Here is a 19,748-nt window from a genome sequence, read left to right on the forward strand (position 1 = left end):
ATGCACGCCGGCACCGCCACGCCTCGACGGGTGCACGCCGGCACCGCCGTGCCGGCCGGAGCACCGGTCACGACGACGAACCCGCCTTCGCCGACCGGACCTGCCCGTTGTGTCCGGCGGACCCCTCCGGCTCGGCGAGGTCCGCCAGCTCGGACCGCTCCGCGGCCAGCGTGGCAGCGCCGGCCCCCGCACCGGAAACCCCGGTGCCGGTCGACGCGGCACCGGCCCCCGGTGCCAGCTCCACCGGGAGCTGGTCCGCCGACGAGTACGCGACGACCGCACCGACGAACCCGGCGAACAGCGGGTGCGGCCGGGTCGGCCGGCTCTTCAGCTCCGGATGCGCCTGGGTCGCCACGAAGAACGGGTGCAGCGACCGGTCCAGTTCGACGAACTCGACCAGCCGGCCGTCCGGTGAGGTACCGGAGATGTGCAGGCCCGCCTTGGTCAGCGCGTCCCGGTAGGCGTTGTTCACCTCGTACCGGTGCCGGTGCCGCTCGCTGACCTCGGTGTCCCCGTACGCCTGCGCGACCAGCGAGCCCTCGGTCAGCCGCGCCGGGTACGCGCCCAGCCGCATGGTGCCGCCCAGGTCACCCCGGCCGGCGACGATGTCCTCCTGGTCTGCCATGGTGGCGATCACCGGGTGCCGGGCCTTCTCGTCGAACTCCAGCGAGTTGGCGCCGTCCAGCCCGGCCAGGTGCCGGGCCACCTCGATGGTCATGCACTGGAGGCCGAGGCAGAGGCCGAGGATCGGGATGGCGTTCTCCCGGGCGTACCGGGCGGCGCCGATCTTGCCCTCGATGCCGCGTACCCCGAACCCGCCGGGGATGACGATGCCGTCGACACCGGCCAGCGCGGCCGCCGCGCCGGAGGCGGTGACACACTCGTCACTCGGCACCCAGTGCAACTCCACCCGGGCCCGGTGGCCGAACCCGGCGGCCCGGATCGCCTCGCTCACCGACAGGTACGCGTCGGGCAGGTCGACGTACTTGCCGACCAGCGCGACCCGGACGGTGTGGTGCGGGTGGTGCACCCGCTCCAGCAGGTCGTCCCAGCTCTGCCAGTCGACGTCCCGGAACGACAGCCCGAGCCGGCGCACCACGTACGCGTCCAGGCCCTCCCGGTGCAGCACCTTCGGGATGTCGTAGATGCTCGGCGCGTCCGGGGCGGCGATCACCGCCTCCCGGTCGACGTCGCAGTAGAGCGACAGCTTGTGCTTGAGCTTGTCCGGGATCTCCCGGTCCGAGCGGCAGACGATAGCGTCCGGCTGGATACCGATGTTGCGCAGTTGGGCGACCGAGTGCTGGGTCGGCTTGGTCTTCAGCTCCCCCGACGGCGCCAGGTACGGCACCAGCGACACGTGCAGGTAGAAGCAGTTGTCCCGGCCCAGGTCGTGCCGGACCTGCCGGATCGCCTCCAGGAACGGCAGCGACTCGATGTCGCCGACCGTGCCGCCGACCTCGGTGATCACCACGTCCGGGGTACGGCCGTCCTCGTCTGGATCGGCCATGGCCAGGATCCGGGCCTTGATCTCGTTGGTGATGTGCGGGATCACCTGCACGGTGTCCCCGAGGTACTCGCCCCGGCGCTCCTTCGCGATCACCTCGGAGTAGATCTGCCCGGTGGTGACGTTCGCCTTGCCGGAAAGCGCGCGGTCGAGGAACCGCTCGTAGTGCCCGACGTCGAGGTCGGTCTCGGCGCCGTCGTCGGTGACGAAGACCTCACCGTGCTGGAACGGGTTCATGGTGCCGGGGTCGACGTTCAGGTAGGGGTCGAGCTTCTGCATCACGACCCGAAGGCCCCGTGCCGTGAGGAGGTTTCCGAGGCTGGAGGCGGTCAGGCCCTTACCGAGTGAGGAGGCAACCCCACCGGTGACGAAAATGTGCCTGGTCGTCCGTACTGAAGGGGCCAAGGCCTGCTCCCGTGGTCGTCTGTCGCGGTCGTGCGAACCGGTGTCGGATCAACGAAGTGATCCACGCGATCCACGGGATTCCACGGTAACACCAACCTCGCCCGGTCCGCCGGGGGCACCCGGTTCCGCCGCAGGCCCGGCGCCGGTCAGCCGGCCGGTACCTCGGCCGACGGCTGTGCCGGCCCGGATTCCGCGGCACTGGCCGGCCGCTCGGCGGCGCTGCTCCCGCTCGCGGTAACACCGCCCGAGGCCGACGCGGTGGTACCCGCCGACACCTTCGAGGTGGCACCGCCCGAGGCCGACGCGGTGGCGTCGCTCGGCCGGGAGTCGGGCCCCGACTCTCCGACCGGGTCGGTCCCGCTGCACGCCGTGACGGACGCCTGGGGGGCGCCGACCTCGCGGTCGGGTGCCGGATCCGTGCCGGCGGTCGGCGGGGTCGAGCCGGGCCCGTCGTCCGGGCAGGGGCCGGTGGCCGGCATGGTCCGGTCGGTGGCGTGGTCCAGCACCCGCAACGCGGCCAGGGCGGCCATCGGCACGGCCAGCGCCGCCGCCGCACCCGCGACGTTGAGGGCGGACCCGCCGAGTAGGCCGGCGATCACCGCCGCAACCGGAATACCGGCCATTCCGCCCCGCATCGCGGGATAGATCCCGAACAGCCGCTTGAGCCCGCCCCACGGACGGAGCAGGGCGAACCACACCAGCACCGCGCCGACCAGCGCGAGGACGGTGAGCGGGCTTCCGGCCAGCGCAGCCAGGTTCGCCGCGCCGGAGCGGTGCACGGTCAGCCCGCTGGTGCCGTCGCCGACGGCGGTGAGGAAGCGGCCGAGGCTGCCCCGCTGGTCGAGCGGCTGCCGCAGGTCCATCACGACGAACCCGATGGTCACGGCCAGACCGGCGATGGCGGCCCAGGCGAGTCGGCCCAGGGTGAGCCAGCCGCCGGTACTGATCGCGGCGGCGATGCTCACCCCGGCGGTCAGCGCGACCGCGCCCACCGCGTCGGCGCCGAGGTAGGGGCTGCCCACCACGATCACCCCGAGCACGCCGACCAGCACCACCACGGCCGGCCGCCAGCTACGGCGTACCCGCTGGGCCAGCCAGGCCGCCGAGAGCAGGCTGCCGGCGATGAAGACCCCGAGCCCGACGACGCCGACGCCGGCGTACCGGCCGCCCTCCAGGGCCGAGTATCCGGTCACCCCGTTGAGTTGCAGGCGCGCCCCGGTGACCACGTCCGCACCGACGACCAGCGCGGCCAGCGCCGCCACGCTGCCCAGCGGCCAGAGGGTGCGCTGGTACGCCCGGGCGAGCCGCACCGCCGCGGTGGCCAGGCCGAGCACCACCGCGGTGACCAGCCCGAAGTAGACGCCGGCGTGCTCGCCCCGCCACCACGGAACGGCGTCCGCGACGAGCGCGGCCGGGATCGCCAGGGCGGCGCCGATGAGCAGTACCTCGACCGTCGCGACCACCTGCCGGGGCACCGGGGCGGGTCCGGACGGCCCGGCGTCGCGCCGCGCCCGGCGCAGCAGTGGCAGTACGGCGACCGCGAGCAGGCACTGAAGCCCGGCCAGCAGCAGGAAGAACCACTCGGCCACCTGCTGCTGGGCCCGGGCCTCCCGGTCCGCGTCGGCGGGCGCCGCGATCGCCGTGCGCAGGTCGGCCGGGCGGCCGTCGACCACCACCGCCGGCTGGCCGATGAAGAGTCGCTCGGGTGCGGGGCGGCCCAGCGCCGCCAGCGCCGTGGGCGCCAGGTCGACCAGTTGCAGGTAGCCGTCCCGGCCGGTACTGCGCGAGGTCAGCCAGCCGCGTCCCCAGCCCGGGCCGTCCGCCACCGCGACGTGCAGCCGGGATGACCGGTCGGTGTCGGCGACGCCGGCCACCATCACCAGGGACCGTTCGGGCCGGGCCGCCAGCACCCGGGCCAGGATGGCGTCGGCGCGGCGGGCGGCGGCGGCCCGGACGGCGGGGTCGTCGCCGCTGACGGTGCCGAGATCGACGATGCTGAGTACGCAGCGGGAGAGCAGCTCCGTCGGATCGGGCGGCAGTTCCGCCGCGTACCGGTCGACCCGGCCGAACGGCCGGGCCGCGGCGACCGCGGCGCCCGGCCCGACCGCGACGGTGCAGCGGACCGATTCGGCCAGCGCCCCGGGCATGGTGCCCCAGCGCAGCTTGTCCTGGTTGTAGGTGACCGTCGCCCGCTGGTCGGGAAGGTTGGCGCTGATCCCGTCCGGCCGCTCGACGGTGAGATCCAACTCCGGGCACTGCTCGGCGACGACCGTACCGTCCCAGGCGGCGAAGTTGCCGGCGCCGAGGGTCTGCCAGCCGTCGACGGGGCAGGTCGGTTGCCGGGCCGACCGCACCGACAGCGAGCCGATGGCACCGTGCTCGGCCATCCGCCACAGCGTGGGGGTGTGCTGCGGATCGACGTCATCCCAGCGCAGCCCCGGTACCCCGGCCAGCAGCACGTAGTCGACGGTCTGTTCCGGCGTCCGGGTGGCTGGCCGGACGACGAGCGCGGCGACCCCGAGAGCCACCACCGCCGCGGTCAACAGCACGGGCACCAACCGGCGCAGCATCAGCCGCGCCCCGCCGACGACCCGGTCCCCCGCCCGGCGGAGGGCGGCCGGCCGCCCCCAGTCCGGTCGGGCCCCTCCGGTGCCGCGCCGTGCCCGGCCGGCCCCGGATCTGCGGAATCCGCCGCCGGGCTCTCCGGCCCGGCGGGGGTGGACCGGTTCGCGCCGAGTTCGGCGTAGAGCGCGGCGACGGCGGCGACGGTCTCCGCCTCGGTCGGCCACTGGGCGGCCCGTACGGTGGTCAGTTCGCCCAGTGCGGCTCGGCGGCCGGGATCGCCGAGCAGTGCCCGGACCGCCTCGTCCACCGCGTCCACGTCACCGGGCGGGATCAGTACGGCCGCCTCGCCGACCAGTTCGGGCACGCCGCCGACGGCGGTCGCCACCAGCGGTACTCCGGCCCGCAACGCCTCCTGGGCGAAGAGCTGCCGCGCCTCCCAGTCGCTGGTCACCACGGCCAGGTCGGCTCCGGCCAGCAGGTCGGCCACGTCGGTCCGGTGCCCGAGCAGCGTCACCGGGGCCCGGGCGGTCGAGATCCGCGCGGCCAGTTGCAGATAGCTCGGGCCGCTGCCGGCGATCACCACCACCGGCGGCGGATCCAGGTCGCGCCACCGGGCGGCGGCGTCAACCAGCACGTCGTACCGCTTCTGCGGGTGCAGCCGGCCGACCGAGAGGATCAGCGGCTGCTCCGGGGCGACGCCGAACTCGGCCCGCACCGCCGAGCGGCTGCGGCGGGGCGCCGGCAGGGTGGGGGCGGCGACCGGGGCGAGCCGGGCGTCCCGGGCGCCGAGCGCGGCGGCCCGCTCGACCAGGTCGGCGGAGGCGCCGAGGCTGACCCGGGCCCGCCGGGCGACGATCCGCTCGGCCAGCCGGGAGAGCCGCCCGCGCAGCCCGCTGGCGAGTACGGCGTTGTGCCAGGTCACCACGACCGGAGCGGACGGGCGGGCGAGCACCGCCACCAGGCCGGCCCGCAGGCCGTGCGCGTGCACCACGTCGACCGTTCCGGCCAGCGCCCGGCGCAGCGCCGTGACCGCCCGCGCGTCGGCCGGGGTGGGGCTGGCCGGGATCTCCACCGGTACGAACCGGGCACCGGCGGCGGTGAAGTCGAACTGCTCCTGGGTCGCGGCCGGACCGCAGACGGTGACCGCCATTCCGGCCCCGACCAGGCCCCGGGCGAGCGAGGCGACGTGTTGACCCACGCCGCCGGTGCTGGAGGCGAGCACCAGGGCCACCGCGCCGGCCCGCCCGACGGTGGCCGTCGGTCCCGGCATGTCCGGTTCGGCGCGGTCCCCCGGTCGAGCCGGCCCAAGCTCGCTCACCGCGACACCCGCTCCTTCCCGTCGTCCTCGCCCGGGTCGGCCGCGTCCGGCCGGTCCCCGCGATCCGTCTCCGTCCCGTCCCGCCGCCGCGATGCCGCCGGCCCGCCCCGGTGGGTCAGGGCCAGCACACCGCGCAGCCGTCCGCGCAGGGTCGCCAGCAGCGGCCGAACGTCGTGCCGGTCCAGCGGATAGGCGACCGCGACGAAAGCGGCGCCCACGGCGACTCCGGACAGCATGCCCTGCACGAGTGCGTCGACTCGCGCCGGGGTACCACCCCCGAAGCCGGGCAACCGGTGCGCACACAGCGCGCCGACCACCGCCGCGACCGCTCCGGCGAGCAGTCCGACCAGCGCTGACCTGGTAAATCCGGTCAACGCGGCCGGACCGGCGCTGCGCCGGACCGCGACCACCAGCAGCACCCCCAACACCAGCATGCCGACCGAGTTCGCCACCGCGACCGCGAACACCCGATAGTCAACCGGGAAGGCGGCGGAGAGCCCCACGGCGGCGAACGGCACGACGAGCCAGCCGGCCAGGGTGGCGGTGGCCGCCGGCCGGGCGGCACCGCGCGCGTACAGGGCCCGGGTGAGCACCGCGAAGAGCCCGTAGCCGAGCAGGCCCGGTGCGAACCCGGCGACGGCGGCCACCTGGGCCGGCCCGTTGCCCGGCCAGAAGAACCGGGCCACCGGTTCGGCGGTGCCGATCAGCGCCGCCGTGCCGAGGCAGCTGAACAGCAGCACCCGGCGGGCGGTCGGGGCCAGCGTGGCGCGGTATCCCGGCTCGTCCCCGGCGGCGTGCGCGGCGGCCAGGTTCGGGTACGCCGCGACCGCGAGCGGGACGGCGAGCACCGCCCAGGGCAGTAGGTACACCGTCTGGGCAAGGTTGAACACCACCTCCGCACCGGTCGGCCCGCCGCTGAGCTGACGCAGGCTGACCAGCAGGGCGACCTGCTGGCCGATCACCGTCACCGCCCCGGCCAGGGCGAGCCCGCCGATCCTGGCCCGGGCGTCGGCGGAGAACGCGTACCCGAACCGGGGTCGCAGGTGCAGCCGGCGCACCGGGACGATCAGCGACAGCGAGAGCACCACGACGCCGAGGGTGGTGCCGGCGGAGAGGATCAGCTCGCCGTCCCGCCCGACTCCGGCGATGGTGGGCCGCACTCCCTCGACCGCGGCGAACGCCAGGTAGACCCCGATCACCGTCACGCTGGACAGCAGCGGCGCGATCACCGGCCAGGCGAACCGCCGGTACGACTGGAGCACCCCGGTCAGCACGATGCCGATCCCGTACAGCGGCAGTTGCGGGGCGAAGACCCGGAGCATCCGCGCGCCGGCCTCGATCTCGGCGGTGCTGCGGTGGTCCGAGATCAGCCCGACGATCGGTTCGGCGAGCAGCGCCACCGCGACCGCCAGCGGCACCAGCAGGCTCACCGTCCAGGTGAGCAGCGCCCCGGTGGTCGCCGACACCGCCGCCCGGTCACCCGCGGCGACCGCACCGGCCAGCAGCGGTACGACGAGACTCGCCAGTGCCCCACCGGCGACGATCTCGAAGACGATGTTCGGGACGCTGTTCGCCACCACGTACATGCCGCCGAGGTCGCTGGAGTCGCCCATCATCCAGGTGAAGACCCCGGTACGCCCGAACCCGGCCAGTCGACTGGCCACGGTGAGTACGGCGATCAGCGCGGCGGCGCCGGCCACCCGCCCGGCGCCGACCAGGGGTGCCGGCCTGCCCACCTCAGGAGTGTCGCCGGCCCAGGGCGTCCAGTTCGCGCAACCCCGGGGTGTTCTGGATCACCTGGGTGAAGCTGACCTTCTCGCTGGCTGCGGTGAGCGCGGTGATCACGGCGAGTGTCCCGGCCCGCCCCACCGGCCCGGTACGGGCGGCCAGCGCGACGCCGAGCAGCGCGCCGAGGGCGTTCGCCCCGCTGTCGCCGAGCATCACCTGTTCGTCGAGGTCGGCCGGGAGCAGCGCGGCGGCGGCGCCGACCGGCCCGGCGGCGAGCCCACCGGTCGGGCCGGGCAGCAGCGGCGTGCCGAGCAGCACACCGGACTTGAGGGCCCGTCCCGGCCGCAGGTCGAGCAGGTTGACCAGGTTCGCGGTGCCGGCGATGACGCCCGCGCCGAGCAGCAGGTCGACCATGTTGGCGGCGCGTCCGGCGCGGCGGCGGCCCGGGTGGGACCGGACGGTCGGGTCGGCGGCGAGCAGGGCGGCAGCGGCCAGGCCGGCCGCGCCGACCCCGGCGATCTTGACGACCCCGCTGGTCACCCGCCCCTCGCGGAGCGCGGCGAGGTGTCCGGCGAAGCCCTTGGCGGTCTTCTGCTCGGGCCGGGCGCCGACCACGTCGTCGTAGAGCCCGACGGCTCCGCAGGAGAGGCCGGCGACCAGGGCGGCGGCGCCGGCCGGGCGGCTCGGGGCGCCCGCGGCGGCACCCGCGGCCGCTCCGGCGGCGAGCGCCGGGCCGGCGGCGAGGGTGACGGTGCGGCCCCGGAAGTTGGTACGGCGCAGCCCGGCGGCCCACGGGCCGGCGAGCACCCCACGCAGGGCGGCACCGGCGATGAGCATGCCGACGCCGAGCGCCCGGGCCCGGGCGCCCCTGGACCGGGCGGTCACTCGGGCATTTCCGGCAGCAGCGACTCGGCACCCGCGCCGACGCCGTACGCGCCGGCCTGCTTCTGGGTGATCTGCCGGACCAGCGCCAGCGCGGTGACGAGCTGCCCCTGCACTGTGTTGGTGTTGTCGACGGTGGAGATCGTCTTGGACAGCGCGGGATCCCGGCGTACCTCGGCGACCAGGTTGCCGCCGCTGCTGCCGTTGCCGGCGACCACGATCGCCCCGGCCTTGTCGAGCTGCTCGGCGAGCTGCACCACCGACCGGTCCTTGCGGGTCGCGTCCCGGTCGACGTACGGCGGACCGCTGACCACCACGACCGCCTCGGCGGAACCGGTGATCTTGTCGGGCACGTTGAGGTAGCCCTCTTCGCTGTAGTCGTCCAGCACCGAGCGCCGGTCGGCGTCGGTCACCGGCGAGCCGCCCTCCGGACGGTCCAGCAGGGCGCTGGCCAGCAGGGCGCTGGACTTCTCCACCCCCTCACTGCTGGGCAGTCCGACGTCCGGGACGGTGGGTCTGGCCGCCTTCGCCGCGACGCCGAGCAGCAGTACGCTGCTGTCCGGGTCGAGGAACTTCTCCTGTACGTCGATCCGCCCGGTGACCGAGGCGCCGCCCAGCCGGAGCATCTCGACAACCCCGTCGACCTGGTCCTGCCCGCTCGGCAGCACGATGACCAGGACGCGCCGGCCGGCGAGGGTGCCCTTGAGCATGTGCGGCGCCGCCTCCCGGACGAAGTCCTCCTCGCGCTGGACCTCGGTCTCCAGGTTGTTCACCGACTCGCGGAGTTGCTCGTTGTGCTTGCCCAGCGCGTTGACCCGATCCTTGAGCGAGTCGGCGACCGGACCGTTCAGCGCCGCGGTACCCACCACCAGACCGATCGCCAGGGCGAGAAACACCGCGGTCAGCGAGACCACGTGGTACCGGAAATTGATCACGACAAGAGCCTCTTGATCATCATTCGGGGCCGGGAGGACACCAGCACGGGGCTAGAAGAGCTGTCCAAGCTGGAATACGACATTGTCCCACCACTCGGAGGCGACCCCGAGGTAAGCCTTTCCGACGGTGGAGACGGCGACCGCGGACGCCATCGCGGCCAGTGCCGAGAGCACCAGCAGCAACAGCGACGACCCGGAGATGCTCTGCCGGTAGAGCCGGCTCACCCCCTTGGCGTCGACCAGCTTGCCGCCGACCTTGAGCCGGGTCAGGAAGGTGGAGGCCATGCCGCCCCGGCCCTTGTCCAGGAACTCGACCAGGGTGGCGTGGGTGCCGACCGCGACGATCAGCGAGGCGCCCTTGCCGTCGGCGAGCAGCATCGCCAGATCCTCGCTGGTGGCCGCGGCCGGGAAGGTCTGTGCCGTCACGCCGAGCCCGTTCACCCGGGCCAGCCCCGGCGCCCGCCCGTCCGGGTAGGCGTGCACGATCACCTCGGCGCCGCACCGCAGCACGTCGTCGGTGACCGAGTCCATGTCGCCGATGATCAGATCGGGGGTGTAGCCCGCCTCCACCAGCGCGTCCGCGCCGCCGTCCACGCCGATCAGCACCGGCTTGAACTCCCGGATGTACGGGCGCAGCACGTCGAGGTCGGCCTTGTAGTCGTAGCCCCGGACCACGATCAGGCAGTGTCGGCCCCGGATCGGCGTCTCGACGTCCGGCACACCGACCCCGTCGAGCAGCAGCTCCCGCTCCTGCTTGAGGTATTCCATGGTGTTGGCGGCGAACGCCTCCAACTGCACCGACAGCCCTTCCCGGGCGTCGGACATCGCCTTGGCCACCGATTCGGCGTCCTGCCGGCTGCCGTGCCCGACCGGCTCGTCGTCGAGCAGCACGGTGTTGCCGTCGATCCGGACGGTGTCGCCCTCCCGGATCTGCTGGAAGATGCTCTCGCCGAGGTCGTCGAGGAGGGGGATGCCCGCCTTGATCAGCACTTCCGGGCCGAGGTTCGGATAGCGGCCGGAGACCGAGGGCTTGGCGTTGAGCACCGCGGCGACGCCGACCGCGACCAGCGAGTCGGCTGCCACCCGGTCCAGGTCGACATGGTCGATCACCGCGATTTCGCCCGGACGCAGCCGGCTGACCAGGCGCTTCGTCCGGCGATCGAGGCGCGCGGTGCCGACGACTTTGCCCGGTTCCGCGCTCCGGGCCCGGCGCAACGTGGGTAAACGCATCCCAACCATCCTGGCATGTGAGGCAGAGCTTTCTGTCGCGACATGCCTGAGCAGGGCCGCCACCCCAAGGGAACCACATTCCTACCCGGCCGGGTGTGGTCGGCGTCACACCGTTCGCTTCGGTACCACGGATCGTGACCGCCAGGGGCACGTTCCGCCGCGCGGTGCCGCAGCCTCAGGAGCGTCGTTCCCGGGCAGCCACGGCCAGAAGTTCCTCGGCATGGGCGATACCCAGATCGGAGTCCGGCAAACCGGCGAGCATCCGGGCCAGCTCCCGGGCCCGGTCGGTGTCCTCCACCACCCGTACCCCACTGGTCGTCACCGCACCGCCGGTGTCCTTGGCCACCACCAGGTGCCGGTCGGCGAACGCGGCCACCTGGGGCAGGTGGGTCACCACCAGCACCTGGTGGCTGCGGGCCAGCCGGGCCAACCGGCGGCCGATCTCCACCGCCGCCTGCCCGCCCACCCCGGCGTCGACCTCGTCGAAGACCAGCGTGGGCGGCCCGCCGGAGCCGGCGAAGACCACCTCGATGGCGAGCATCACCCGGGACAGCTCACCTCCGGAGGCACCGCGTTGCAGCGGCAGCGACGGGGCGCCCGGATGGGCCAGCAGCCGCAGTTCGACCTCGTCCGCCCCGTCCGGACCGACCCCGACCTCGACCCCGTCGACGGTGAGCGTCGGCTCCGCCTTGCCGGCCGGCCGAGGCAGCACCGCCACCTCGATCCGGGCGTGCGGCATCGCCAGCCCGGCCAGCTCGACGGTCACCTGCTCGGCGAACCGGGTGGCCGCCTCGCGGCGGGCCGCCGAGAGCCGGCCCGCCAACTCGGCCACCTCGCCGGCCAGCCGCTGCCGCTCCCGGTCCAACTCGTCGAGGAGTTCGTCGGAGGTGTCCAGCTCGGACAGCCGGGTCCGGGCCCGGTCCGCCCAGGCGATCACCCCGTCGACGTCGTCGGCGTACTTGCGGGTCAGGCCGCGCAGCGCGGCCCGGCGCTCGTAGATGACCTGCAACCGGGCCGGGTCGGCGTCCAGCGCCGCGAGGTAGCCGGACAGCTCGGCCGCGATGTCGCCGACCAGCGTGGCAACCTCCTCCAGCCGCACCGACAGGTCGCCGAGGGTCCGGTCCACCCCGGCCTGCGCCTCCAGCGTCCGGCGGGCGTGCCCGAGCAGGGTGGTCACGTCGGCCATCTCGTCGGTCGGCTCGGCGGCACCCGCCACGCAGTGCTGCGCCGTCTGCGCGGCCGTACGCAGCCCCTCCGCGTGCTCCAGCCGCTGCGCCTCGGCCTTGAGCTCCTCGTCCTCGCCCGGCTGCGGGTCGACCCGGGTGATCTCGTCCAGGCCCAGCCGCAGCAGATCGGCCTCTTGGTTGCGCTCCCGCGCGTTGCGCCGCCGGTCGGCCAGGTCGTCGGAGACCCGCCGCCACCGGGTGTACGACTCGCGCAGACTCTCCAGCAGCTTCTCGTGCTCCGGCCCGCCGAACCGGTCCAGCGCGGCCCGCTGCTCGGCCGGCCGGAGCAGCCGGAGCTGGTCCGACTGGCCGTGTACGGCCAACACCTGCTCGCCCACCTCGGCCAGCATCGACACCGGCATGCTGCGGCCGGCCACGTGCGCCCGCGACCGCCCCTCCACGGTGACCGTACGGCTGAGCAGCACCGACCCGTCGTCGTCCGGCTCACCGCCCGCATCCACCACCCGGGCGTGCACCGCCGTCGCGGCGGTGCCGGTCAGCCGCAGCCGCCCCTCCACCACCGCCCGACCCGGATCGGCCCGCACCCGGCCGGCGTCGGCCCGCCCGCCAAAGAGCAGGCCGAGACCGGTCACCACCATTGTCTTTCCGGCGCCGGTCTCGCCCGTGATGACGTTCATGCCGCGAGTCAGCGGCAGTGTGGTGTCCTCGATGACGCCCAGTCCGGTGATGCGCAGCTCTTCCAGCACAGCCACCGACAGTAGTAGCGGGCCCCGACACTTGACCACCCGGCGCGCATTCCGATTGGCGCCCGGTCGCCCAGCCGTCTGTCGCCGTCAGCGGCGGTTGCCCCGCCAGCCCTGCACCGGCAGGCCGAACTTCGCCACCAGCCGGTCGGCGAAGTGCCGGGCGCGCAGCCGGACGACCCGCACCGGCAGCGCACCCCGCTGCACGGTGACCCTGGCTCCGGGCGGCAGGTCGTAGACCCGGCGGCCGTCGCAGCAGAGCACCGCCAGGGTGGTGAACGGGTCCACCGTGATGGTGAAGGTCGCCGTCGGTGCGGTGACGATCGTCCGGCTGAACAGCGCGTGCGCGCTGATCGGCACCAGCAGCAGCGCCTCCACCTCCGGCCAGACCACCGGGCCACCGGCCGAGAAGGCGTACGCGGTGGAGCCGGTCGGGGTCGCGCACACCACACCGTCGCAGCCGTACCGGGACAGTGGCCGGCCGTCGACGTCGACGAGCAGTTCGAGCATCTGGGCCCGCTCGCCCTTCTCCACGCTCGCCTCGTTGAGCGCCCACGACTCGATCACCGGGCCGCCCTCGAACTCGGCCCGGACGTCGAGGGTGAGCCGCTCGTCCACTGTGTAGTTCCGGTCCACGACGTCCCGGACCGCCTGGTCCAGGTCGTCGATCTCGGCCTCGGCGAGGAAGCCGACCTTGCCGAGATTGATTCCGAGCAGCGGCGCCTTCGCCGGCCGGGCCAGGTCGGCGGCGCGCAGGAAGGTGCCGTCGCCGCCGAGCGCGAAGACGATCTCGGCGCCCTCGGCCGCGCCGAGCAGGCTCACCGGGGTCACCCCGGGCAGGTCCAGGTCGTCGGCCTCCTCGGCCACCACCCGGACCTCGAAGCCGGCCTGGATCAGGTCGGCCGCGACCGTACGGGCGTGCTCGGTGCTCCGCCGCCGTCCGGTGTGCGTGACCAGCAGTGCCGTCCGGGTCATCGGGCTCCCTCCCGCGCCACGGCCGGGCCGGTCGGCCCGGTCGTCACCACCGCTCGCACCAGCTCCTCGTCCGGCGGCGGCGCGTCGGCGCGCAGCCAGACGAAGAACTCCACATTGCCGCTCGGCCCCGGCAGCGGGCTGGCCACCACGCCGGCCAGGCCGAGTCCGAGCCCACCGGCCGCGTCGGTCACCGCGAGCACCGCCTCGGCCCGTAGCTGCGGATCGCGTACCACCCCACCGCTGCCCACCCGTTCCTTTCCGACCTCGAACTGCGGCTTGACCATCAACACCAGGTCGCCGTCCGGGGCGGTGCAGCCGGCCAGCGCCGGCAGCACCAGGCGGAGCGAGATGAACGACAGGTCCGCGACGGTGAGGGTCACGGTGCCGCCGATGGTGTCGGGCGTCAGGGTACGCACATTCGTGCGCTCGAATACCCGGACCCGCTCGTCGGACCGGATGCTCCAGGCCAACTGGCCGTAGCCGACGTCCACCGCCACCACCTCGGCGGCACCGGCCCGGAGCAGCACGTCGGTGAAACCGCCGGTCGACGCCCCGGCGTCCAGGCAGCGCCGGCCGGCGACGTCCAGCCCCTCGGGGGCGAACGCCGCCAGCGCGCCGGCCAGCTTGTGTCCGCCCCGGGAGACGTACTCGGTGCTCGGGTCCTCGCCGAGCACCCGGACCGGATCCGCCGGGTCCACCATCGCGGCCACCTTGTGTGCCCGTACCCCGCGGACCTGCACCCGCCCGGACTCGACCAGCGCCGCGGCCTGTTCCCGGGACCGGGCCATCCCACGGCGGACGAGTTCGGCGTCGAGCCGGGTACGACGTGCCATCGAAGTTCTCCGAGGGGACTGGGCTCACGCCTGGTCGATGGTGGCGAGGGTTTCCCGCAGGGTCTGGTGCGCCGCCTCGTACTGGGCGATCTGGTCGGCCGGCGGCAGGTTCGCGGCGTTCGCCATCGCCTGCAGCACCGCGTCCACGGCAGGATGGCCGGAGCCGCCGCCGTCCGGGCCGGTCGGCTCACCGGCCGGATCGCTCCATCCGCCGGCCGGTGCCGGGCCGGGAACGGGCCGTGCCGCCGCTGAGGGGGGCGGAGCCGGCCGGAACGGCCCCGGTACGGGTACCTGACTCATGCCGCCCCTCCGCTCCGCCCGGTCGCCAGCCGGGCCCGGTGCGCGACGGAGGTCATGCCGCACCGCTACCCGGTGCCGGCGACCGCTTGGCCACGGCCTTGCCCGGGGTCGACTTCTTCGTGGCCACCGCCTTGCCGGCGGCGGCCTTCTTCGCCACCGCCTGCTTGGCGACCGTCTCGGGCGCGGCGGCCTTCTGCCCGGCGACCTTCTTGGCGGCGACCTTCTTCGCCACGGCCTTCTTCGCGACGGCCTTCTTGGCCACCGCCTTCTTCGCCACCGCCTTCTTGGCCAGCGCGCCGGTCCCGGCCGGCACACCCGGCGCCGGCGGCCGAACGCCGCCCGCCGTCGTCGCGGTCGCCGCCGCGCCGGCGGTGCCACCCGGCGCCGCCGCCCGTGCCGCGGACAGTTCCCGCTCCAACCGGGCGACCCGGTCGGTCAGCGCCGTGACCTCGTCCGCCGTGGCCAGCCCGACGGCGGCGAGGGTACGGTCGATCTCGACCCGGATGATCCGGATCAGCGCCTCCCGGTTGGCCATCCCGGTGGAGACCAGTTCCTCGGCCATGGTCTGCAGTTGGGCGGCCGTGGCACCGCTGGAGCCGACCAGTTTCCTGGCGGCGGCCTGGGCGCGCTTCTTCGACGCCTCCGTCAGCCCGAGGGCCAGCTCAAGGTAGGCCCGCCACGCATCCTGCATACCCCGGTCCTTTCGCGGGTGCCGACAGTTCAGGTTGTCACGCTACCGGGCGCCCCGACCCGCCCAGTGCGGTACGGTGCCCGGGGGACGGGCGTGGCGTGATGCGAGGGGGCACGACGATGGCGACCGTGGACGAGTGCCGGCAGGCGTTGCACGATTTGGCGGCCCGGATGGACGCCAACGCCGACAAGGTACGCAAGCAGGTTGATCTCGATCGCACCCTGGCGTGCCGGATCACCGACCTGGGCACGGCGTTCCACGGCCGGCTGACCGGCGGACGTCTGATCGACCTGGCCGACGGTGACGACCCGAAGGCGAAGATCGCGCTGAGCACCACCAGTGACGACCTGATCCGTCTCGTCCGGGGCGAACTGGACGTGCCGAAGGCGCTCGCCTCCCGGCAGATGTCGATCAACGCCAACCCGTTCGACCTGCTCAAACTCCGCAAGATGCTCTGAACCCGCCGGGCGGTCGGCGCCTCGCCCGCGACGCGTCCCGGCTGCCCGTCCCGGGTACCGGCCCTGCACCGTACCGGCCCTGCACCGAGCCAACCGCCCGGGAACCCGCACCCGCCCGGTACGCACTCCGGCTCGGCAGTGGTCCGGGCGGTTGCCTCAGCGCAGCAGACCGAGTTCCCCGAGGGCCTTCCGGGCCGCCTCGGATCCCGGCTCGACCTCGTCGACCGGTACTCCCGACCAACTGGCCGCACAGAGCGCGGCCAGCGCCCCCAGGCTCGACCCCTCCCCGCTGAGCACCGTCGGCCCGCCGTCGACCACCTGCCAACCGGCGCCGGCGGGATCGGCGGGATCGGCGGTCAACCGGGCGACCCGGGCCGGGTCGAAGAGCCCGCCCAGGTCGCTCGCCACGAAGTCCGGCCGGGCCGACGGCGCCGCATGCAGCAGGTCGATCGGCGCCGACACCCCGGTGAGTACCAGCAGACTTTCCATCCCGGCCCGGACCGCGCCCTCGATGTCGGTGTCCAGCCGGTCGCCGACCGCGAGCGGGCGGGCCGCGCCGAACCGCCGGGCGGCGGCGGTGAACAGGGCCGGCTCCGGCTTGCCGACCACCACGTCGGGGTCGCGGGCCAGCGCGGTACGCACCGCCGCGACCAGTGAGCCGTTCCCGGGTACCGGACCGCGGGCGGTCGGCAGCGTCCGGTCGGTGTTGGTGACGAACCAGTCGGCACCGGCCCGTACCGCGAGAGCCGCCTCGGCGAGGTCCGCCCAGCCGACCTCCGGCCCATAGCCCTGCACCACCGCCACCGGCGCGTCCTCCAGCCGCGAGACGGGGCGCAGCCCGACGTCACGTACCTCGGTCCGCAGCGCCTCCGCACCCACCACCAGCACCGGGGAGTCCGGCGGAAACCGGTGGGCCAGCAGTTCCGCCGCGGCGGCCGCGGAGGTGAGCACCTCCTGCGGCCGCACGGCGAGCCCCATCCCGGTGAGCAGCGCGGCGACCTCGTCGGCGCGCCGGGAGGCGTTGTTCGTCGCGTACGCCAGCGGCTTGCCCTCGGCGTGCAGCCGGCCGACCGCCGCGACCGCCGTCTCGATCGGCCGGTCGACGAGATACACCACGCCGTCCAGATCGAAGATCACCAGGTCGTACCCGTCGACCAGCCGGCCTCCCGGCGAGGAGTCGCTCACGATTCGGTGCCACGCACGGGACGGGCCCCCGGGTCGGCGTCGGCCGCAGGAGCCTCCGCCGCAGCAGACTCCGCCGCGACCGGCTCCTCGTCAGACCCGTCCGGCTCACCCGGCGCGGCCTTCGCGTCCTCGTCGACGTCGGCGTTCGCACCCACGTCGGCGTCCGCATCCGCGTCCGGGTTCACGTCGGCGTCGGCGTCGGCCATCGCGTCCCCGTCCGCGTCCATGTCGGCGTCCGCCGGGGTCGTCTCGGCGGCTACCGTCGGCGCGTCCTCGTCCGCCAACCCCGCCTCGCCGACCGGCTGAGCGCCCTCATCGTCGTCCTCGTACTCGTCGTCGTACTCGTCTTCGTCGTCGTCACGGTCCGCACGGGCGACCTCGTCGTCGTCCTCGTCGTCCTCCAGATCACCGTCCCGGTCGGCGGAGCCGTCGTCCGGGGCTGCGGCGTCGGCGTCCGCCACCCGGTCGGACTCACCGTCGGTCGCGTCGTCGTCCTCGTACTCGTCGCCCTCCAGGACGACACCGTCGAGTTCCAACAGCCGCTCGGCGGCATCGGTCTCACCGAACTCGTCGGCCTCGGCGGCCCGGACGAACCACTCCCGTGCCTCTTCCCGCCGGTTCACCCCGAGCAGCGCGTCGGCGTACGCGTAGCGCAGCCGGGCCGTCCACGGCTCGGTCGGCACGGCGGTCAGCTCACGTACCTGGAGCATCGCCACCGCCGCGTCGCCCTGGCCCATGTCGGCACGGGCTCCGGCCGCCACGATCAACAACTCCACCGCCCCGGCCTGGTCCAGCGACTCGCGGTCGGCGCCCCGGTAGAGGTCGATCGCCCGCTCCGGACGCCCGAGCGCCCGCTCACAGTCGGCAAGCACCGCCAGGTGGGTCTGCCGCCCGCTCATCCGGTGGTACGTGCGCAGCTCGGCGATCGCGGTCTGCCACTCACCCGCCCGGTACGCCGCCAGCCCCACCGCCTCCCGTACGGCCGAGATCCGGGCCGCCAGGCGCCGGGCGGCGAGCGCGTGCTCCAGAGCCAGGTTCGGCTCGTCGTCGATCAGCGCTCCGGTCGCGACGAGGTGCCGCGCCACCGTCTCAGCCACCGGCTTGGCCAGGGAGAGCAGTTCGGCCCGGACCGCACTGTCGAGATCCGTGGCGACGATCTCCTCCGGCAGGGCCGGGGCGGCGGGTTCCCGGGCGGCGTCGCCCGGCCTGCCGGACCGGTCGCCCCGGTCGCGTCGATCCGTACCCTCGGTACGGGGGTAGCCGCCTGCTCCCGCGCCGGGGGTGCCGTTCCGGCCCGACTGGCCGGCCCCCTGTCGGGGCTTCCAGTCCCGCCGGCCCTCGTCGGCACGGCCACGGTCGGCGCGGTCACCGCCCGACCGGACGCCCTCCCGGGCGCCGCTCCGGTCGTCCCGGTCCGGCCTGCGGAAACCGCCACGGTCGCCGTCACGCGCACCGTCCCGGTCCGAACCCCGGAAGCCTTCCCGGCCACGGTCGCCAGATCCACGACGACCCGCGTCGTCGCCGAAGCGCCGTCCGCCGTCCCGCGTTGCGCCACGCTGGTCACCGCCGCCCGACGGTCCGCCACGGTAGCCGCCGCCGCGCCCCGCGTCGCCGCCGGAACCCGCGCCCGAGCGCCCCCGGTAACCGCTGTCGCCCCGGTAGCCGCCGTCCCGTCGGTCATCGCCCCGCCGCGCGTCGTCGCGGTAGCCGCCACCTCGCGAGTCGCGACCACCGCGTCGGTCGTCGCCGAAGCCGGGCCGGGAGCCGCCCCGGAAACCACCGCTCTCGCCCCGGAAGCCGCCGCGCCGGTCATCACCACCGGAACCGCCGCTCCGGCCCTGGTAGCCACCGCCGCGCCGGTCATCACCACCGGAACCGCCGCTCCGGCCCTGGTAACCGCCGCCGCGCCGGTCATCACCGCCGGAACCGCCCCGGTAACCGCCGGTACGTCGGTCGTCGCTGCGCCGGGCGTCGTCGCGGTAACCGCCGCCACGCGAATCACGGTCATCCCGCCGGCCGTCCCGGAAGTCACCGCCCCGCGGGTAGTCGGTACGGGCGCCGCGGTCGCCGCGGTCGAAGCCGTCCCGTCGTCCGGACTGGTAGCCGCCCTCGCGGTAGCCACCGTCCCGGTTGCCGTCACGCGGGCCCGTGCCGGCCGGACGGTAACCCTGGCGCCCCTCCGAACGGCCCGGGCCGAAATCGTCGTCCCGGCGTCCGCCGCTGCGGTAGCCGCCGCCCTGCCGGTCGTCGCCGCGGGCCGGCCGGTAGCCGCCGGACCGCCGCGCGTCGTCTCCGAACCGCCCGCCACCGCTCGTACGGTCGCCCCGGAAGTCGCGATCGCCCCGGGAGTCCCGGTCGCCCCGGAAACCGCCGCCGCGTCGGTCGTCACCACCGGACCGGTAGCCACCGCCAGCAGCACGGCCGTCCCGGTAGCCGGCGCCGTCGCGAGGAGCCGGACGGTCACGACGCTCGCCCTCGCGAGGAGCCGGACGGTCACGACGCTCGCCCTCGCGCGGAGCGGGGCGGTCGCGACGGTCGCCCTCACGGCCGTCGGTGCGACGACCCCCACTCGGATAGCCGCCCCGGTCACCAGCGGTGCCGGACGAATCGCGGTCCCCGCGATAGGGCGGACGCCCGTCACGACGCGTGGAAGCGTCCCGGCCGCCTCCTCGGCGGTCCGGACGGTCGTCTCGACGGCGCGGGCGGTCTCCGCCATGCGCTCCTGAACTCACGGGTACATCCTTCCTCATGGCGGGATCGCCGAAACACGCAGCGCAGGGCCACCCCGACCGGGGTGGCCCTGCGAACT

Annotated in this window: 13 protein-coding genes and 2 pseudogenes; 1 reads left to right on the forward strand and 14 read right to left on the reverse strand. The window is 74.6% G+C overall.

Translation table 11 applies throughout. The features are described from left to right. Nucleotides 1-235: 235 nt before the first annotated feature. The 12 genes and pseudogenes from AAH979_RS38375 to AAH979_RS38430 form a co-directional block, all read right to left on the reverse strand. A pseudogene (locus tag AAH979_RS38375) lies at nucleotides 236-1,909 on the reverse strand (CTP synthase); the annotation flags it as partial. A gap of 146 nt (nucleotides 1,910-2,055) precedes the next feature. Then, nucleotides 2,056-4,479 (reverse strand): hypothetical protein, encoded by a 2,424-nt coding sequence (locus tag AAH979_RS38380; RefSeq protein WP_346263022.1) that lies wholly within the window; start codon nucleotides 4,477-4,479, stop codon nucleotides 2,056-2,058. Between the two features lie 164 nt (nucleotides 4,480-4,643). Further along, nucleotides 4,644-5,744 (reverse strand): annotated as a pseudogene (locus AAH979_RS38385) (glycosyltransferase family 4 protein); the annotation flags it as partial. A 44-nt stretch (nucleotides 5,745-5,788) separates the two neighbouring features. Then, nucleotides 5,789-7,528, reverse strand: a complete 1,740-nt coding sequence (locus AAH979_RS38390) for a lipid II flippase MurJ (protein WP_346263023.1) — start codon at nucleotides 7,526-7,528, stop codon at nucleotides 5,789-5,791. A 1-nt stretch (nucleotide 7,529) separates the two neighbouring features. Beyond that, on the reverse strand, nucleotides 7,530-8,357 hold the full coding sequence (locus tag AAH979_RS38395) for a hypothetical protein (RefSeq protein WP_346263035.1): 828 nt from the start codon (nucleotides 8,355-8,357) through the stop codon (nucleotides 7,530-7,532). Between the two features lie 44 nt (nucleotides 8,358-8,401). Further along, nucleotides 8,402-9,337, reverse strand: coding sequence for a copper transporter (locus tag AAH979_RS38400; protein WP_346263024.1), 936 nt, complete (start codon nucleotides 9,335-9,337; stop codon nucleotides 8,402-8,404). A gap of 51 nt (nucleotides 9,338-9,388) precedes the next feature. Continuing rightward, a complete protein-coding gene (gene steA, locus AAH979_RS38405; protein ID WP_346263025.1) occupies nucleotides 9,389-10,567 on the reverse strand; it encodes a putative cytokinetic ring protein SteA in 1,179 nt (392 codons plus the stop codon). 175 nt (nucleotides 10,568-10,742) lie between these two features. Further along, nucleotides 10,743-12,500, reverse strand: coding sequence for a DNA repair protein RecN (gene recN, locus AAH979_RS38410; protein ID WP_346263036.1), 1,758 nt, complete (start codon nucleotides 12,498-12,500; stop codon nucleotides 10,743-10,745). An 87-nt stretch (nucleotides 12,501-12,587) separates the two neighbouring features. Then, the gene (locus tag AAH979_RS38415; protein ID WP_346263026.1) at nucleotides 12,588-13,472 is read right to left on the reverse strand and encodes an NAD kinase; all 885 of its coding nucleotides are present in this window, start codon (nucleotides 13,470-13,472) and stop codon (nucleotides 12,588-12,590) included. Next, nucleotides 13,469-14,305: a TlyA family RNA methyltransferase gene (locus tag AAH979_RS38420; protein WP_346263027.1), complete on the reverse strand. Its 837-nt coding sequence runs from the start codon at nucleotides 14,303-14,305 to the stop codon at nucleotides 13,469-13,471. The genes AAH979_RS38415 and AAH979_RS38420 overlap by 4 nt, the downstream gene beginning before the upstream one ends. A gap of 24 nt (nucleotides 14,306-14,329) precedes the next feature. Further along, nucleotides 14,330-14,605, reverse strand: coding sequence for a hypothetical protein (locus AAH979_RS38425; protein ID WP_346263028.1), 276 nt, complete (start codon nucleotides 14,603-14,605; stop codon nucleotides 14,330-14,332). A 52-nt stretch (nucleotides 14,606-14,657) separates the two neighbouring features. Beyond that, the gene (locus AAH979_RS38430) at nucleotides 14,658-15,296 is read right to left on the reverse strand and encodes a hypothetical protein (RefSeq protein WP_346263029.1); all 639 of its coding nucleotides are present in this window, start codon (nucleotides 15,294-15,296) and stop codon (nucleotides 14,658-14,660) included. 119 nt (nucleotides 15,297-15,415) lie between these two features. Between AAH979_RS38430 and AAH979_RS38435 the strand changes: the two genes are divergently transcribed. After that, complete coding sequence (locus tag AAH979_RS38435) at nucleotides 15,416-15,754, forward strand: SCP2 sterol-binding domain-containing protein (protein ID WP_318402883.1); 339 nt, start codon at nucleotides 15,416-15,418, stop codon at nucleotides 15,752-15,754. A gap of 156 nt (nucleotides 15,755-15,910) precedes the next feature. On the opposite strand, the gene AAH979_RS38440 is transcribed toward AAH979_RS38435, so the two are convergent. Next, entirely contained in the window at nucleotides 15,911-16,939 is a 1,029-nt protein-coding gene (locus tag AAH979_RS38440; protein WP_346263030.1) for an HAD-IIA family hydrolase, read from the reverse strand. After that, entirely contained in the window at nucleotides 16,936-18,057 is a 1,122-nt protein-coding gene (locus AAH979_RS38445; RefSeq protein ID WP_346263037.1) for a hypothetical protein, read from the reverse strand. The genes AAH979_RS38440 and AAH979_RS38445 overlap by 4 nt, the downstream gene beginning before the upstream one ends. Nucleotides 18,058-19,748 lie beyond the last annotated feature (1,691 nt).

Source organism: Plantactinospora sp. ZYX-F-223, from assembly GCF_039649625.1.
In the GTDB taxonomy this organism is placed as follows: Bacteria; Actinomycetota; Actinomycetes; order Mycobacteriales; family Micromonosporaceae; genus Plantactinospora.